Genomic DNA, 15,293 nt, shown 5'->3' with positions numbered 1-15,293 from the left:
ACGGGACCAGCAGCCAAACGGAGCGCTGACCTGCAGCGTGTGACAAAAGTGCTGGTCAGGGCCGGTGGTAGCCTCTTCGGGTGGCTCAAAAAGTAATGATCGAACTCATCGATGACCTCGACGGCTCCGTCGCAACCCAGACCGTCTCCTTCGCTCTGGATGAGGCCTCCTACGAGATGGAGCTCAGCGACGAGAACGCTGAGGCGCTCCGGTCCTCGCTGGCCCCGTTCGCGGAGAAAGCGCGGCGCGCCGGCGGCAGGAAGCAGAGCGCATCCGAGATCCGCACTGGCGTGCCGAACCCCAAGGCTGTCCGCGTCTGGGCGGTAGCGCACGGTCTGGACGTCAACCCCCGCGGCCGTGTCTCCGATTCAATCGTGCAGCAGTACCTGGCTGCCAATTAGCCGACAGGCACGTCTGCAACTGCCCCATAGCCGCGGTCGCTTGGAGTAGCTGGGAAGCGTACAGGCCGGAATCCAGCACCGGGTTTAGCTCAACCAATCTACGAACGAACCAAACGCGACACAATAGTTCTTCGCAAGCAACGCGAACGCCGCGCTCCTCGGGTCCCCAGCCGCACCTTCTTCCGTCCATCAGCCGGCGGCACGTCCGGATGATCAGGTCATTATGCCGGCGCCCGCGTCAATGCGTTCCAGGACCGTTCCTTTCCATATCTCCGCGGCACGGTCATGGTCTACTTCTGCGCGCCAGCACTGGCGGTCCTCCATCCAGCGCCACTGCAGCGGCTTTCCTGTCTCCTGTTCCGCGGCAGCCTTAGCTGCATCAAGGCTCGGCAGGCTGCCCAGCTCATCGACGGGATGCACGGAACCACCGGCCGGGGAGAACCCCAGATTCACTGTGTAAACGAACGTCATGATCTTCCTCCTCAATAGCGTCCCTCTCAGATGGAGGGCTCACGCGTTCATTGTTGGCAGGAGGCAGAGGCCAGGTGTGGGACCTCGGGGATGTCGAGTATTTCCGTGACACGCCCGGTTGTCAGGACACGCCGCTGATCCTCGGTGGATAGCCGGCGGGCAGTTGTGCACAGGCGCCAGGTCCTGCCCGGACGCCCCGGTGGACAGACTGTGGATCGTCCCGAACAGGGCGGTTTCTGCCCGGTCAAGTTGTCAGCGCCTGGTCCCTACGATGGTTCCCCAGCAAGTGAAGGGCGGTCTCAGATGAACGAACCAGGCAACAGCAAAACGACCCGTGTCCAGGTCGCCGGTTTGTGTATCGCGGCGTGCAGCCTCGTCCTGGCGCTGCTCCGCACCGTGTTCGACGTGATGGAAGCGATGGGGCGGTGAGTCACAGAATAAAGAAGGACCACGGCGGCACGCCCCCTCGCGCAAATCGTCGCACAGCCCGGATGGTGTCGAGATACTCCTCGGTTCGCGCAGCGTCCGGAGACCCGTCAGGATGAGCGAAATAGAGGTCAGGAATTCGACCCGGTCCATTGTCGAGCGCATGGACGATGCTGCGGCACACCCCAAGCAGCCGCTTTCGGTCCGTTCCTTCCCGCAGTTCATCGGCCGTGACGGAACCAAGCTGCGGACGTATCTTTTCCAAGCTCATCCAGGTACGCAGACAACCTAAACAGCAGCAGGACACCCTCATTCAGTCGCATGTCCAAGCCATTCCCCTAACTGTATTTTTTCGAATCAAGCCTCGGAGCCGGGGCATCATGCGAGGCCGCGCAGCGACTCGCCTGACACCACTTGGGCGCTTGAGTAATGAACCCAGTCGTCGCTCCGGCCCGCTCGAAAGAGACGGTCTGCTGCGGCCTGGCACTCCTGCAGGTCTCTTCGGGAGCGTTGAGGGCCATAACCGAGGGCTTTACCCAGCTCTCCCCCTGTCACGAGGCGGGTCACTCCAGGTGCCGTCATCACTTCGAACATGGCGCGCCCACGCATGAACAGTCCTTTGCGGACTGGGGCCTCAACTTGGCGGAAGTACGTGTCTCCATTGGCGGACATGGAGCTCCCCATCTGCTTCAGCAAGGGCGATGCGGGTGCTTCACCACCGTAGGCAAAACCGCTCAGCTTCTGAAGCAGGCCCTGGTATTCCTGGTCCAGCACGTCATCGAGTGAACCGTCCTTCTTCAGCACATACTGGTCCCCGAGGCCGCCGGCGCCTCCCCGGAGCGTTGTCCGGACCCAATGCCGAGCATCTTCCACGGCCTCATCTGAGGGCTCTGATCGTAGTTCCACCGCGAGGGATTCATAGTTCTGGGCCAATTGCGGCTGACTTATAAGTCTCAGCAGACCCGCAAACTTGAGCATATCGAGCGTCAGAGCGTTCGTGTCGGTGGTCATCTGTGTCTCCGTTCCAGAACGCTTGCTCTAAACGTGAAGCCGCAGGTCGAATGCTATTTCGGTGTTCCACTCCGGACCCAGCGACTCCGCCTTTGGATTTTCCAGGAAGTCGTTCAGCGCCGCCTCGACAGGTCCCAGGTCGTGGACGAACTGCGACGGAATGAAGCCCTTCATCGGGCCCATCGGAACTTCCACCGACTCGTCGGCGGCCTGTCCGGTCCGGGACAGGACCGCCCAGGAAAAATCGTTGTCTCCCTCGGGATTCCGGTGGCACACCAGTTTCGAAGGCAAGGACCCGGCGACCTCGAAGCGTGCTGAGCCGTGCTCGACGACGACTCGCTCATGCTTGTTGCCGTCCAGTGAGTGCAGCGCATCCCTGGCTGTCTTTCGGGCCTCAGTCAACGCGTCGATGCCCTGACCGTTGACGGCCCACGCAGACCTCACCTTTGGCTTGACGGCAGCCAACCGCCAGGCGACACCAAATTGCGACCCAGCAAGGAATCCGCCCATCCACATGAGTCCCGGCTGCCCCAGCAGGAGGCCGACGACAAGGAACGATGCAAGGAACAGAAAGTTGAGCCACCTCCAGGGCAGGCCGAAGCGGAAGACGTAGATGCTCAGAACCAGCCCGGCAAGCAGAGGGCCGATGTCATCAGACACACGGGAGTTCACGCCGAACAGCATGAGCGCCACGGTTCCGATCAGGACCACCGCGCCGAAGACGGAGTAGTACCAAATCTCGTTCCGGGTTTTGTTGCCCGCCGTAGCGTTCCGTTTCAAGTGTTCCCTATTTTCCGGGGGTTTCAGTCGCTGATGTCTTCGAGGCAGCCACCGACGCAGGCCGCTGCTGCAGCCGGTTCTGCTGCTTGGACCGCGGTCGACGCTTCCGCCGACGGCGCCCGGGTCCATTGAACGGCGGTCGGGGCTCGCCGAACCGGGGACCAGTCCAGTGACGCCCGCCGATCAGGATGCCGGCCAAGACTCCGTAGGCCCAGGCCTGCGGAAGGGCCATCTGGTCCGTGGCACCGCCGACGAACGCCAGGGCAAACCAGAGAACAGGTATGACCAAGAGGAGGCCTTCCCTGACCGGCAGCGGTGGCGGGAAACGGTAGAGAACCCAGCCTGCAAGGACCGCGGCGGCGAGAACGGCCACGGCGAACATTGTTGGTGACAGCAGGACCAGCTGGGCTGTACCTATGCCGAGCAGCACAAGCGCACAAACCGCATTGATCATCGCCAGGCGCCGCCCGCCCGTGAAACTGCCATCCACTCGGCGGACGCGCTTCGGCTGTTTGAATTCCGCCCCGGCCCGCGGACCGGACCACACGTATCCGCCGGCGATTGAACCGACGATGAACCCAAGGAACCACGGGCCCGCAGCAGGAACACCCAGCCCATCCTCGATGGAGACAAGCGTGATGAAGTTCAGGAACAACGCCCAGAGCATCACCGTGAAAGCGCGCTCTGATGGTGAGACGACTCGGTACACGAGAACAGCGCAGACCACCGATAACGCAAAAAAGAACAACGCCTCAAGCAGCCAGTCGTGGAAGAACCATAGGAACACCGCCACCAACACCGCGATCACCGCGGCCTCGAAGGCCGGCCCGTTCCAGTGGCCAATTTTCTTCAGCAAAGCACTACCCCCATCGGATACAAGGGTAGGTCACTGGCGTGCACAGCCTCTGTCATCAACGCGAGATGCTCGACGATGTCCCCCTTGTTGGTCTCTACCAGGGAACATGCGCAGAGATTGGCCCTGCGGTGGCTTCGGCCGCCCAGGCCCGCGGCGTTCAGTGGCCGGCCTAGCTCACTACCCGCCGGATCAGCGCAGCTGCATCCTGAACGGCATCATGCTCGAGCGTCAACGGTTCCGGGTCGCCAGCCAACGTAAGCCCGGAAACATCCCACAGCCCGAAGCTGGCCCATCGTGGCTCGTAGAAAGACCACCAGGAGACTCCGGCGTAGTCCCCGGTGTCGTACATCGACCGTGCCCACTGCTGAGTGGAAGCGCGGTCCCGGGAGACGACGCTGCTGGGGCGCAGTGACCACTCCTGCAGCACCTCGGGGTCATCCAGGTCCAGGATGGCCAGGTCCCCGGTGTACCTCACGAGAGCCTTCTGCGTCCCGGCCGGAGCCGCGGGCGGCGGATCCAGTATGGCCTCGGTCCAGCGCGGGTAGCTCCCGAAAGCCTCCGCGACGGCACCCTCAGCTGAGTCACCGACGTACAGGACGAGGTATTCGCGGTCCGGGTCATCCACCCGTCCGGCGCCCTGCCGGGGCCAGATGTAGAGCGGGTGCCCGTTCTGGGACGGGTCCTTGGCGTCCGGGTGCCAGTTCAGTACGCGCCAGAAATCCACTAGGCGAAAGCGCCTTGCTCGTGGGCGCGGATCGCCTCGATCACCGGGGCTGCGCCTTCAAGCCGGTAGACATCGATGGGGCGGGCATCCAGGTGCGGGTTGTGCCCCTCCAACCAGAGCCTGGCCTGGGCCGGGGTGAATGCCGTGTGCAGGTGCCCGACCAGGGAGTCAAGGTCAGCCAGCTGCGCGCGATTCTCTTCATTCGGCGCGTCCTGGCCAGACACCCACCGGCTGGGCCTGTCCTTGTTAACCCCGAGCAGTGCCGCGACGGCGTTGTTGCCCAGGGCATTCACGAGACGCTGCGTCATGGCCCGAGGCCCGTAGTCCGGCGTGTCTTTGAGGCCCGCGAGGTTCACAGCGGCAGTCCTGCCGGAGGCCTGGGTCTTGGCATAGGCGCGGCGGCGCGGTGCGACCTTGAAGCCTTTCGGGAGCAGGATGACGCCGTTCCTCATCTTGACGGGGGTCTCCCTTCCTCCGCCCCGAAGGATGACGGTCTGCTCCACCGCCTTCCGCTGCTTCTCCATAACCCAACACTATCTGTTGGGCGGATCATAGGGAATGCCCCTCGAATAGTTGGAGCAAACGGCCGGCGGAGGGTCTCCAGAGGCGGACGCCACAAGCGGAACTCCGCAGGAACCATGAGGTTCGCGGGACGGACCGGTGAGTGTGCGGTGCACTCCACGCCACAGATCCTAGGCCGAGCCTTTGCTGGCCGGCGTTGGGGTCTGCGGGATTACCTTTGGCCGATACACGTCCACGCCATGATCAATCATCGCCCTGCCAGCCTGTTAGCTGTTTTCTGGCCGCCAGATATGACTCCAGAGCGGGGTTGTCGATCCCTCGTGCAAGGAAGGGAACCGCTTCGGCGGCTTCTGCATCGCCGAGCACGCCGCGATGTGAGTGTGCCCGAACGACCAATTCCCGCATTCCACTTCGGCTCGCCAATTCGGTGAGCCTTGAGGCGCGGACTGATGCCTCGGGTGACTGTGTTGCTAAGGCGACTTCACAGGCTGTGTCCATCAGCCGACCGCCGGCCCACACCCACCCAGGGCTTAACCCTTGAACCTGGTGGATGTGTTGTTGCGCAATTCGACTCTCCCCGAGCGCCAAGTGCAGCCTGGCCTGAGCGTCAGCGGAAACGATCATAAACGCATTGTTTCCGGTGAGGCTCGCGAGCACTGTGGCATGGTCTATGTAATCGGTCGCCTCATCCAGTTTCCCCTCTGCCAGATACGCTGCACCACGCAGAGCCTCCACGAAAGGGGCGAACGCCGTCCAGTGCTCGGAACTGACTACGGCCAGAGCCTTGTCAAGAACGGCGGCGGCCCGTCCCAAATTGCCCTGCAGCAAGTATCCATGGCCGTTCATTGCCATTGCGATGGCTTCTTGACGGCGGTCGCCTGTCATCACGGCCAGTTCCACGGAGGCATCCAGCGCGCCATGGCCAGGTCCGTAACGCGCCGTGTTCAGCTCCGTCATTCCCCGTGCCGTCAGGATTTTCGCCTGCTCCTTGGGCAGCCCCTCGGAGCATCTCTCGGCGCGGTCAAGCCAGCGTATTGCGCTCTCGGGTGTTCCACGTAGGGACGACAGCCAGCCGAGGTCGCAATAAGCCGCTGCGGTCAAAGGGGAAGCCTCATCCTTTGGGAGCAAGGTCAACGACTTGTGAAGCAGCGCGTCCACAGCGGCACCTCGGGCGCCCACGGAGTGGATCAAGCCCCCCGCAAGCGCGATAAGCGTTTCAGCACGAAGGTCATTTCGTCCTGTGCGTTCGGCCAGCTCGCCTGCCGTCCGGAGTTGGTCCATCGCCCTGTCGACAGCGCCGGCGGCGCGTGAGGCGCTGGCAGCTTCGAGATAGGAGTGTACGGTCACCGCGCTGGCGGGAACAAGGGGGCCTGTGCTGCGCTTTTCGGGCACCAAAGCGCGCCTGATTTCCTCCGGTAATTCCACCCCCAATTCCCGCCGGAAATCATCGGCACATTGGAGAACGTGTTTCCTGGCCCCGGCCTGGTCGCCGGCAGCTATGAGGGACTTGATCAGGACCGACTGGAAATTCGCGTTGAAGGGGTCGAGCCCAGCGACTTTGGTGGCCAAAGAAGCAGCCGCCTGCGGGGCCCCGGCAGCCAGCGCGGCCACCGCTTCTTCGTAAATAACGGTTTGAACTGCATTCGCGATCCGATGGCGTTCAACAATAAGCCAGGCGTCAAAAGCAGAGCACTCAGGAAATGACAGGCCTTCGAGCAACTCCCCTTCTATAGCGGAAGAGTCGATCAACCCGGTTGCTCGCGGACCGAGTATTGATTCCACATCGCAGTGCCAGTTCTCCGGCAAAACGACAGTGAGCGGATCACCGGCCAGTTCGATCTCAGGGCCGAGCGCGCGTCGGAGCTGAGACAGGTTCCACCTAAGGGCGCCCAGCGGGTCCTCAGCATCGGCAAAGAGAAGGGACGCAAGACTCGATCTGGTCGCCTTCCTGCGTCCAAGGAGCAGGTAGGCAAGAAGCGCCCAGGACTTACGGCCGCGCGGCTGAACCTGGGTTCCCTCGGAACGCAAAATTTCAGGGATCCCGAGCAACCGAATCCAAGCTTCGGCCATGCGTTATTTTACATCCACGGCCGGTATCCCATCCTGAGTATGGCCGCGACCTTTTCGAAGAACAGAGACGACGGCGCCGACGACGGCCAGCAGGGCAACTACGGCGAGCAAGATCAATCGGCGAGTACATCTCCGAGCCGAATGAGGTGCCGGTTCATTGCGCCCCATCTGTCGAACAACGCTTCAACGGGCGTGCCATGATGAAGCTGCTCGACGTCGCGGTGTTGTCCCGGATCAAGAAGCATGGGAAGCACCAGGCGGACTGCGCCGACTGGAAACCGGAGCGAGGCCGCCATCGAGTAGGCCATGTGAACGAGCTCCGGATCGGTGCTACACCCCGCGTCACGCAACCCCTCAAGGTAACCGTCCAGGACCGTTGCCTCAAGCCGTTTCATGTCACCGAGCGCGACCTCACCCATGGCGATGGTCGCACTGACAAGAGATGCGAGATCCTCTCCGACGGCCGCGACGCCTACGAAAGCCCAGTCAATCAGCACCGTCCCTTCTTCGCCCGCTGAGCGGCGGGAAAACATATTTCGCCGGTGAGCGTCCAGGTGGCAAAGCGTCTGGGGGCAGTGTTCGAGTACGCTGAGCCTTTTTTCACGTTCGTCCCAGAGCTGCAGGATGCTGTCCGCATCGTCGTAGACACCTTGAACGGCTGGATCATTCCGAAGGAGTCGTAATCGGGCGATCGCGGGAGCCGCCTCCTCAAGCCAGCCGCGGAGCCAGCGGCGGCTGAGCCATGGGTAGTCCGGGAGGGCGCCACCCGAGCTGAAGCGTCCGCTGAACCTGCCTAGGTGGTAGGCAGACAGTCCGTAACGGGCAAGGGGCCACGTTCCATCATCATCAGCAACATCCTCGAGCCACAGCCAGGTTCTCCCATCCTTCCGGTGCATTACCCCCAAACACCGGGGCGCGACGAGTCCGTGCTGGCCTTTGAGCAAGCCGGATCTGTAGAAGTGCCACTCCCGCTGTTGGTAGTTCCAGCGCCACACCTCGTCTTGTGGCGAGGACGATTGGAGGATCTTCAGGATGAGGGACCAGCCAGATGCCGCGTTCCCGTCTCTTCCGGCGCCAGTAACGCGGTAGACGCCCTCTGTCTCCCCCGCCCCGGCTTGGATCCGGACCACATGCCACTCCGTTACTTCGGCCACGGTTGTGCGACGCAGTCCAGCGACCACACGAGCCAGCAACTGCCCGTCGATAGATGGCAAACCCTCGAAACCGTTCATAGTAAATATTCCGTTGTTTCGGGCAGATGGGACTGCCGACGCCCTGCGAGCTGCCAGCGCACGATTCCCGCAGGTCCCGGCCCAACTTGGGCAACCTAGCCGCACACCGCCGCCAGTCCATCCAGATGTGGCGTGTTTCCTGGCTCCTCAGCAACTGGCGCGCATGCCGGCCGCACTGCAGGACGTGGCATACAACCAGCACACCGGGGGTCTTCGACGTTATCCCGCAGATCATGACCGGTCTGAGCCGTAAGCAGCTCTCCCGGCACATCCCGAGACCTTTACCCTCTTCTGGGCCGGAGCCCGGCCGGACCGATCTGAGGCGGTGCCCATAGGACGAATGCGCGGGCTACCTGTTCCAGCTGGACTGAGCCTTTGGGCACTACATGGGTCCATGCGAGCATCGGCCAACGCAGTGAGTCGGCCGATGCTCGCGCCTTCGTTGCCAGGGACAAATCAAGGTTTGGCGTACGTGGCCGCACTCATGATTTCGTAGCCCACGAACGTCTCATCGTTTTCGACCCAGGCATCATGGCCGGCGGGAATTGAATAGGCGTCGCCGGCGCGAAATGTGGCGCGGGTTCCGTCTTCCATTTCCACTGTAAGCGTTCCTGCGGTGCAGATCCCCAGGTGGTTGTTCTGGCAGCTCTCGGTGTGGACCACGGTCTTGACGGTCTCGGACCACCGCCAGCCGGGCTCAAAGGTGAACCTGCCCAGGGTGGTGTCACCGAGGGTGACCACGTCAACTTCGGTCTTGGGCGGACGGCGCTTTTCATCGGGTTCGTTGAACGACTTCGATTCAAGGGCCTTGACAGTTACTGCGGGCATTTCGTCCTCCTCATAGCGGGTGGTTATAACTGCTGATCCGGAGGAGAGACCAGGCGCTCCGGGAATGAGGTTCGGCAGGCCCCGAAAGGGCGCCCGTTCAGGGCTGGGCCGAACACTTGCGGGCAACGCCAACACGGTGCTCTCAGCCGTAGGCGATGTCAATATCCATGGACTTGCTGCTCAATCACCGAGCTGGCGGCGGTTCCGAATGCAGGTGACTGTGCTTGGATGGTCCTCACCCACTGTCTGTGTGAATATCTCGATCGCATGGTCGTAGCACTCCCTGGCTTCACGGCGCCGGCCCGTGTCTGAGTAGACAGTGGCGAGGTTGTTCAGTATCGCGGCTATCTCCGGATGAGACTCTCCGAGAACAACGCGTTTGATCGCCAGGGCTTCGCCCAGGGTGGCCTCAGCCGACGAACAGTCTCCCTGTGCCTGCTGGATGACCGCGAGATTGTGAAGCTGGACGGCGACCTCGTAGTGCCTGTTGCCATAACGGGACCGCCACAACGCAAGCGCTTCGGAGACTATTGCCGCAGCTTCCTCAAAACGTTCCTGCCCCGCGAGGACAGCACCCAGGACAGACAGATCGGCAGCCAATCCGACAGGGTCCAGGGGACTGGCTGATCGGCGCAACTCGATCGCCTGACGGGCAGGTTTTTCGGCCTCAGCAAATCGCCCCTGAACGTGGGCCAGCCCCGCGAGGTTGTGATAAATGCCCGCCAGCTCGGGCGCATCCGCCCCAGCGTGTGTGACCAGCATCCTTAGGGCCCTGTGGTAGTAAGTCGCTGCCTCTTCATAGCGCCCGCGGTCCTTAGCCAGAATTCCCAGGGCGTTGAGGGGACTAAACGGTACAGGGGCAGAAACCGGAAGTTGTTCTGAGAGAGCAAGGGCGCGGGTCAACGTGAGTGCTGATTCGTCATAGCGAGCAGATAGCCGTTGGCTGTTTCCTTTACGGACGAGAATGGCGACGCACCATTCATCCCGCCTGTCATCTGGCCTTACCTGCTTTAGAAGGGCAAGCGCTTCGTCACAGCGGCGTTCTGCTTCTGAATGATTGGAGAGGTCAGATGCGAATTGCGCGAGTGTCTCCAGAACAGAGACGCACTCAGCAACACGGGCAGGACTGGCGCTTTCAGGTTGAGGCAACAGGTCCAGGGCATGGAGCGCGAGTCTCCCAGCACTCTCCGTGTGACCGTCTCGTCCTAAGGCCTGGGCTTTCCGGTGCATTCTGCGAGCCCTGATGAGGTTCCTCATGCCCACGTCGAAACCTGCCTGTAAGAACATCCCGGCCCGAATCAGATCGCTCCGAGCCGGGGGCTGCTGCATTTTCAACCGTCAACGACGGACGAGTAGTTCGCAATGGTTGACTTGGATTCCGGCGGCTGCGGGGCCGGCGGTGGCGGCGGCGAAACCCAGGGCGGTGGCGAGCAGGACGGCGATGGACCAGATTCTTCGTAACATGATGATCACCTTGTGTGACGGTGCGGGTGGTTAGGTACAGAATGCCGCGTGTCAGCGGCGGACGAGCGGTTCACAATGGTTCATTGGGATTCCGGCGGCTGCGGGGCCGGCGGTGGCGGCGGCGAAACCGAGGGCGGTGGCGAGCAGGACGGCGGTGGACCAGATTTTGCGGAACATGATGATCACCTTGTGTAACGGTATGGGTGGTTGGGTACAGAATGCCGCGTGTTAGCGGCGGACGAGCGGTTCGCAATGGTTGATTGCGGCCCCCGCGGCAGCAGGGCCGGCGGTGGCGGTGGCGAAGCCCAGGGTGGTGGCGAGCAGGACAGCTGCGGTCCAGACTTTGCGGAACATGATGATCTCCTGGATGGATTTGATTTGACCGGTGAAGCTTGATGTCCTCAGTGTGAGCCCTGACCGTGTGCGCAACCGTGTGCACAGACATGCACTTGGGAGGGCCAACATTGTGCGGACCCGGGAACATGCGCAGACATCAGTTCCGCGGCGGCAGCGGCTTGCTCTGCGCGTACTGGGAGCGGCCACGGCCGAGCACCACCGGGCGGTCGGGCTCTACAGACGCTGGCGCCTCACTGCCGCGCTGCTTTAAGTACCGGTAGAGGGTAGCTCTGGACCAGCCAACGGTCTCCGCCGCGCGGGTCGCAGTTTTACCCTTGGACAGGAGCTCCCGGGCGACCTCGAGCTTGGCCTCTACAGTCTCCTGTTTCACCGGCTTCTGGCCGAACCTCACCCCTCGGGCCTTCGCTGCCATGACGCCGGCGCGCACTCGCTCATTGATGAGCTCACGCTCGTACTCGGCCAAGGTCGCAAAGAGACCCAGTTGCATCCGGCCGGCGGCCGTACTCGGATCAATTCCGTCTACGAGGGACCGCAGGCCGATCCCCTTTTCAGTCATGACCGCCACCGTATTGAGGACATCGATCAGGGAGCGGCCCAGGCGGTCGATCCATAAACCAAAACGGTGTCATCCCTGCGGGCATAGCCCAGGAGGGCTGTGAGGCCTGGCCGGTCTTTCGCGGCTTTCGCCCCGGAGAGCTGGTCGAAGTAAATTTGCTCTTCAGGAACACCCGCTTCGATGAGTGCATCGAACTGCATCTGTCCGTGCTGATCTGTGGTGGAAACCCTGACGTACCCCAATAGAAGTCCCATGCGGCCCATGCTAGAGCCGGGGTGTGTCATTGTCCTTTGAGAGGTTGTGAGACTCCACAAGTGAGACAGACTCGGTGAGACACTCTTTGCCGCTTAAAGGCTCATTTTCAAAAACCGGGGTCGGTCCTTATCAAGCTATAGTTCCTGAGACGCTCCCGGACCCGCTGAAATGAATCTGAACATGGGTCCGGCGACCACTCTCAATCGGCGAGATCTTTTACGGAAGGAACCGGAGAGCTCCTGGGCTCTCAAGCCACGCGTAGAAGGAATCCTGATCCCGAAGCTCCACATACCGACGCCGGTTTCCGCCCAGAGTCAGGACGTAATGCCAGGCTGTACTCCGCTCCACTCTTTTGGCCCTGACGAACATCTTCAGCAAATCCCAGGTGGTCGTGTAGGGGATCCCGTTCTCCTCGGCGAACCCCAGAGCTCCGTTGTCGTCCGTGATGAACATAACGTCGAGCTGACGGTTCATGATGATCGACAAACTTTCCGCCTCACCAAGATTGGCCGCCGGGCCCTCCCCAGGCTTGCGGAGACGGGCGCGGAACACTTGCGTGTCCGAGTGCTCCACACGCGTTTCCAGCTTCAGTGGTTTCCCGAAGATTTCTTGAGCTTCGGAAAGCTGCTCAAGCCCGCTTACCCGCGAACTCTTTTCACACTCCTCCGAAACCGTGTAGCACCACGTTGAGCGCCCGGCGGCAACAAGTCGCAGGAGGTCCATGCGGCCAATCTGGGCGAAGTTTACAAGCACCGTGTTGTCGGGCATGAAAAGCCGACCGCTCAAGCCCCTGCCGCCAGCCCTAGTTCCGCCGCCAGATCGTCCAGGTCGATGCTTGTGGATTGCGGGGGATGCACATCAATTTCGTCGGGCGAGACATCCAACAACCACGCCAGTGTTTCCTTCGGCACCTTCCCCATCGTGACGGCTTCGACATGGGCGGCGATGAGCGCTTCAGGAAACCGTCGTTCAGCAGCACGCTGCGTTCGCACGCCCACGGCAATGGGTGAGAAGGTCTTCCCTTCAAGAGGGCGGTTGAGAACATCGAATGTCGATTGGTCCAAAAGTTGCCAGACCTCAGCACGGGCACGAACCGAAAGCTTCCGCAGGCGGTTGGCCAGGTACTTCGTGGAGACGCCCGTTTCCCACAAGAAATTAACTATCTCAAGCCGCTTGATGGTCTCCCAGTCTACCGAGCGCACAACTGATTCAGGGAGCAAGATCTGCGCGGCAAAGTCGAAGGCGGGGCCTTCCTTGACGTCAGAAGCCGTCTCGTCACGGTCATTGAAGTGGCCCAAGTAGATGTGCCCGAGCTCGTGTGCGATGTCGCTGTTCTGACGGAACCAATTACCGCTCCGAGGAACGACAATGCAGTAGCGGCCACCGGCACGCAGCGAGTAGGCAGACGTGACGCCCTCAACCCGTACAACGTCGATGTCCAGGACTTCCTCGACTCGAGAGGAAAAATCGCTGATGAAGTCTTCTCCTAGACGCGCCCGAATCTCATCGGGGCCCGCTACGGGCGTAGCGGCATCGTTTCGACCCGGGTACACCTGGCGGTAGGCCAGCTCGATGTTGTCCAGCGTCTGGCTTGTGCTTCCGCCCTTGTCATCGACATACCGGCCAGAAGCGAAGTCGTATTCGTGGCGGGCAGCGATACGTGCCTCGAATGGATCAGCCTCCCCGGTTGCCAGCCAGTACATGGAGGTGGAGAGTCGTTCGGCCAGATGCGCAAGCTCGACGCTCGTGAATGTCCGTTTCCCGTTCAGGGACCTTGAAAAAACGTCGGGTGCCATCTCAACGGAGGCTGCAATCTCCTTTTCGGGCACGCCAATATGCAGCTGTGCGATGCGCTGACGGATGCGGGTGCCGACGGTTTCCATGCCTTAATTCTACCTTGAATTGGGAATTTCCCAATTCGATTCCCCTGCTTATGGCTAGCGAAGGATCGCGACTTGTGGATGGGTGTCCCGGTGAAAGTCTGCTCTCGTAGCTGACGTTTTTTTGGGAGCATACTGGGGCATGGCTGACATAGATCTTTTCCTGAGCTGGGTGAGGACCTCCCTCTACGGCGCGGAACTGGCGCTCCACAACGGCGACGCCGCACCACGAGGGGACTCGAGACGAGTGTCGCCAATGGCCGGAGCCTGCCCTTCCCGGACGGCGTGTTTGCCGCTGTCTGGACCATGAGCACCCTCCTGCACGTTCCTAACAGGTGGATTCATGACGTCGTCGGCGAACTCGTGCGGGTCAGTGCACCGGGCGCGCCGATTGCCGTCGGCCTCTGGTCCGGTGATGACGTGGAGGTCCTGAACCCGGAGGACCTTGATGAACCCCGGCGGTTCTTCAGCCGCCGCAGTGACGACACGGTCCAGCGGATCTTCGGGGAACATGGTGACGTGGTGCGCTTCCAGACCTGGCCAGAGGGGAAGGGCACTGAGTCTGGTCCCGGCGCCGGCCAGTGGACCCAGCACTACCAGTTCCTGGTACTCCGCAGACCCCCTTTGGCAATGGCTCGGAGCGAATTCGCGGAGGAACGCACAGGCTGGCACGCCAAGATCGAGCAGGTAGAGGCCGCCCGAACGCCCCGGCAGTCGCCGTCGGCTACCTCGCTACCCGGATCGTCGAGGGTGCGTTCCTCGCAGTCGGCGCGATGGCTACCTTCGCTCTCGGAAACCTCATTCTGACGACCGCGGGTTGGGAAATGAATGGAACCCAGCCCGAATAGTTGCCTCAGGCCCCTCACCAGGGGACCTGCCCCGGAACCAGTCATGGGGGCACTCTTCTGCGGGGAGGGGGCTTGAGAAAGACCGGTAACCCAGCTTTTTCCTAGGCAGGCACTGACAGGCTCTGGACATCTGGTCGACGGAGGCCGCGAATCCCGTCCAGATAGCCGGTCCCGGCACTATTCATCCGGGACCGGCTGGAACCCCAGACCCGCGGCGAACTGCCACTACTGTGGCCGGGACGGCAGGAGGCCACAGTGAGCATTCAACGGCGGAACGATACAGTCCACACGCGCGCCATCTCCGCGTTCTGGCGATGGTGGTCAGCAGAAGGTGCCAGGCTCCTCAGTGCCGCCGTCACGACAGGCGACTACCGGGACCTTCCGGACACCCTCGATGCCATGGTCAAGGCGATCGGCCCCGGGCTCGGCTGGGAGACCGGACCGGGCATCCGTGCACGTCACCAGTTCTGCCTCTCAGGGGCCGGGGACCCCGGACTGCGGGTCCTGGCCGAACGGTGGCGGCGGGCCGCGCCCCCGCCCACGCCGATGTGGGAATTCGCCGGAGCCAGACAGCGGCAACCCGGCATGCTTGCCGTCACCCTCGAAGCTGCC

The 15,293-nt window shown here is 62.1% G+C and carries 21 protein-coding genes and 1 pseudogene; 4 read left to right on the top strand and 18 right to left on the bottom strand.

Features of this window, described 5'->3' with window-relative positions:
* Positions 1-80 precede the first annotated feature (80 nt).
* Positions 81-401 (top strand): Lsr2 family protein, encoded by a 321-nt coding sequence (locus tag J7I85_RS22235; RefSeq protein ID WP_308159615.1) that lies wholly within the window; start codon positions 81-83, stop codon positions 399-401.
* 213 nt (positions 402-614) lie between these two features.
* Here the strand turns inward: J7I85_RS22235 and J7I85_RS22230 are convergent, their stop codons facing one another.
* Positions 615-872 (bottom strand): hypothetical protein, encoded by a 258-nt coding sequence (locus tag J7I85_RS22230; RefSeq protein WP_214857367.1) that lies wholly within the window; start codon positions 870-872, stop codon positions 615-617.
* Between the two features lie 303 nt (positions 873-1,175).
* Between J7I85_RS22230 and J7I85_RS25660 the strand changes: the two genes are divergently transcribed.
* A complete protein-coding gene (locus J7I85_RS25660; protein WP_285289649.1) occupies positions 1,176-1,301 on the top strand; it encodes a hypothetical protein in 126 nt (41 codons plus the stop codon).
* Between the two features lie 375 nt (positions 1,302-1,676).
* On the opposite strand, the gene J7I85_RS22225 is transcribed toward J7I85_RS25660, so the two are convergent.
* The 17 genes and pseudogenes from J7I85_RS22225 to J7I85_RS22170 all read right to left on the bottom strand — a co-directional run bounded on the left by J7I85_RS22225 (position 1,677) and on the right by J7I85_RS22170 (position 13,836).
* On the bottom strand, positions 1,677-2,309 hold the full coding sequence (locus J7I85_RS22225; protein WP_214857365.1) for a hypothetical protein: 633 nt from the start codon (positions 2,307-2,309) through the stop codon (positions 1,677-1,679).
* Positions 2,310-2,336: 27 nt separating this feature from the next.
* Entirely contained in the window at positions 2,337-3,089 is a 753-nt protein-coding gene (locus J7I85_RS22220; RefSeq protein WP_251024704.1) for a hypothetical protein, read from the bottom strand.
* Positions 3,090-3,096: 7 nt separating this feature from the next.
* Entirely contained in the window at positions 3,097-3,945 is an 849-nt protein-coding gene (locus J7I85_RS22215) for a hypothetical protein (protein WP_214857363.1), read from the bottom strand.
* A 169-nt stretch (positions 3,946-4,114) separates the two neighbouring features.
* Positions 4,115-4,669, bottom strand: a complete 555-nt coding sequence (locus tag J7I85_RS22210) for an RES domain-containing protein (protein WP_214857361.1) — start codon at positions 4,667-4,669, stop codon at positions 4,115-4,117.
* The gene (locus tag J7I85_RS22205; RefSeq protein ID WP_214857359.1) at positions 4,669-5,193 is read right to left on the bottom strand and encodes a hypothetical protein; all 525 of its coding nucleotides are present in this window, start codon (positions 5,191-5,193) and stop codon (positions 4,669-4,671) included. The genes J7I85_RS22210 and J7I85_RS22205 overlap by 1 nt, the downstream gene beginning before the upstream one ends.
* 241 nt (positions 5,194-5,434) lie before the next feature.
* Entirely contained in the window at positions 5,435-7,261 is a 1,827-nt protein-coding gene (locus J7I85_RS22200; RefSeq protein WP_214857352.1) for an SARP family transcriptional regulator, read from the bottom strand.
* Between the two features lie 113 nt (positions 7,262-7,374).
* Entirely contained in the window at positions 7,375-8,415 is a 1,041-nt protein-coding gene (locus J7I85_RS22195) for a phosphotransferase (protein ID WP_214857350.1), read from the bottom strand.
* Positions 8,416-8,949: 534 nt separating this feature from the next.
* On the bottom strand, positions 8,950-9,321 hold the full coding sequence (locus J7I85_RS22190; protein ID WP_214857348.1) for a cupin domain-containing protein: 372 nt from the start codon (positions 9,319-9,321) through the stop codon (positions 8,950-8,952).
* 180 nt (positions 9,322-9,501) lie between these two features.
* Entirely contained in the window at positions 9,502-9,921 is a 420-nt protein-coding gene (locus tag J7I85_RS25320; RefSeq protein ID WP_251024703.1) for a tetratricopeptide repeat protein, read from the bottom strand.
* 33 nt (positions 9,922-9,954) lie between these two features.
* Positions 9,955-10,551, bottom strand: a pseudogene (locus tag J7I85_RS26055) (tetratricopeptide repeat protein); the annotation flags it as partial.
* A 108-nt stretch (positions 10,552-10,659) separates the two neighbouring features.
* Positions 10,660-10,785, bottom strand: a complete 126-nt coding sequence (locus tag J7I85_RS25655) for a hypothetical protein (protein ID WP_285289647.1) — start codon at positions 10,783-10,785, stop codon at positions 10,660-10,662.
* 51 nt (positions 10,786-10,836) lie between these two features.
* The gene (locus tag J7I85_RS25650; protein ID WP_285289646.1) at positions 10,837-10,962 is read right to left on the bottom strand and encodes a hypothetical protein; all 126 of its coding nucleotides are present in this window, start codon (positions 10,960-10,962) and stop codon (positions 10,837-10,839) included.
* Positions 10,963-11,013: 51 nt separating this feature from the next.
* On the bottom strand, positions 11,014-11,139 hold the full coding sequence (locus J7I85_RS25645) for a hypothetical protein (protein ID WP_285289645.1): 126 nt from the start codon (positions 11,137-11,139) through the stop codon (positions 11,014-11,016).
* Between the two features lie 139 nt (positions 11,140-11,278).
* Positions 11,279-11,698: a recombinase family protein gene (locus J7I85_RS25830; protein ID WP_308159614.1), complete on the bottom strand. Its 420-nt coding sequence runs from the start codon at positions 11,696-11,698 to the stop codon at positions 11,279-11,281.
* Between the two features lie 26 nt (positions 11,699-11,724).
* Positions 11,725-11,952, bottom strand: a complete 228-nt coding sequence (locus J7I85_RS25825; protein WP_308159613.1) for a recombinase family protein — start codon at positions 11,950-11,952, stop codon at positions 11,725-11,727.
* A 217-nt stretch (positions 11,953-12,169) separates the two neighbouring features.
* Positions 12,170-12,721, bottom strand: a complete 552-nt coding sequence (locus tag J7I85_RS22175; protein WP_214857343.1) for a hypothetical protein — start codon at positions 12,719-12,721, stop codon at positions 12,170-12,172.
* 14 nt (positions 12,722-12,735) lie between these two features.
* Positions 12,736-13,836, bottom strand: coding sequence for an ImmA/IrrE family metallo-endopeptidase (locus J7I85_RS22170; protein WP_214857341.1), 1,101 nt, complete (start codon positions 13,834-13,836; stop codon positions 12,736-12,738).
* A gap of 165 nt (positions 13,837-14,001) precedes the next feature.
* Here J7I85_RS22170 and J7I85_RS22165 point away from each other — a divergent pair, with 165 nt between their 5' ends.
* Both J7I85_RS22165 and J7I85_RS22160 read left to right on the top strand, forming a co-directional pair.
* A complete protein-coding gene (locus J7I85_RS22165) occupies positions 14,002-14,640 on the top strand; it encodes a methyltransferase domain-containing protein (protein WP_214857374.1) in 639 nt (212 codons plus the stop codon).
* Between the two features lie 296 nt (positions 14,641-14,936).
* A partial coding sequence (locus J7I85_RS22160; RefSeq protein WP_214857340.1) for a hypothetical protein occupies positions 14,937-15,293 on the top strand: 357 nt, incomplete at its 3' end.

It is taken from the genome of Arthrobacter sp. ISL-65, from assembly GCF_018613795.1.
In the GTDB taxonomy this organism is placed as follows: Bacteria; Actinomycetota; Actinomycetes; order Actinomycetales; family Micrococcaceae; genus Arthrobacter.
Note: the sequence above shows the minus strand (reverse complement) of the source record. Positions and strands in the feature narration are given on the sequence as shown.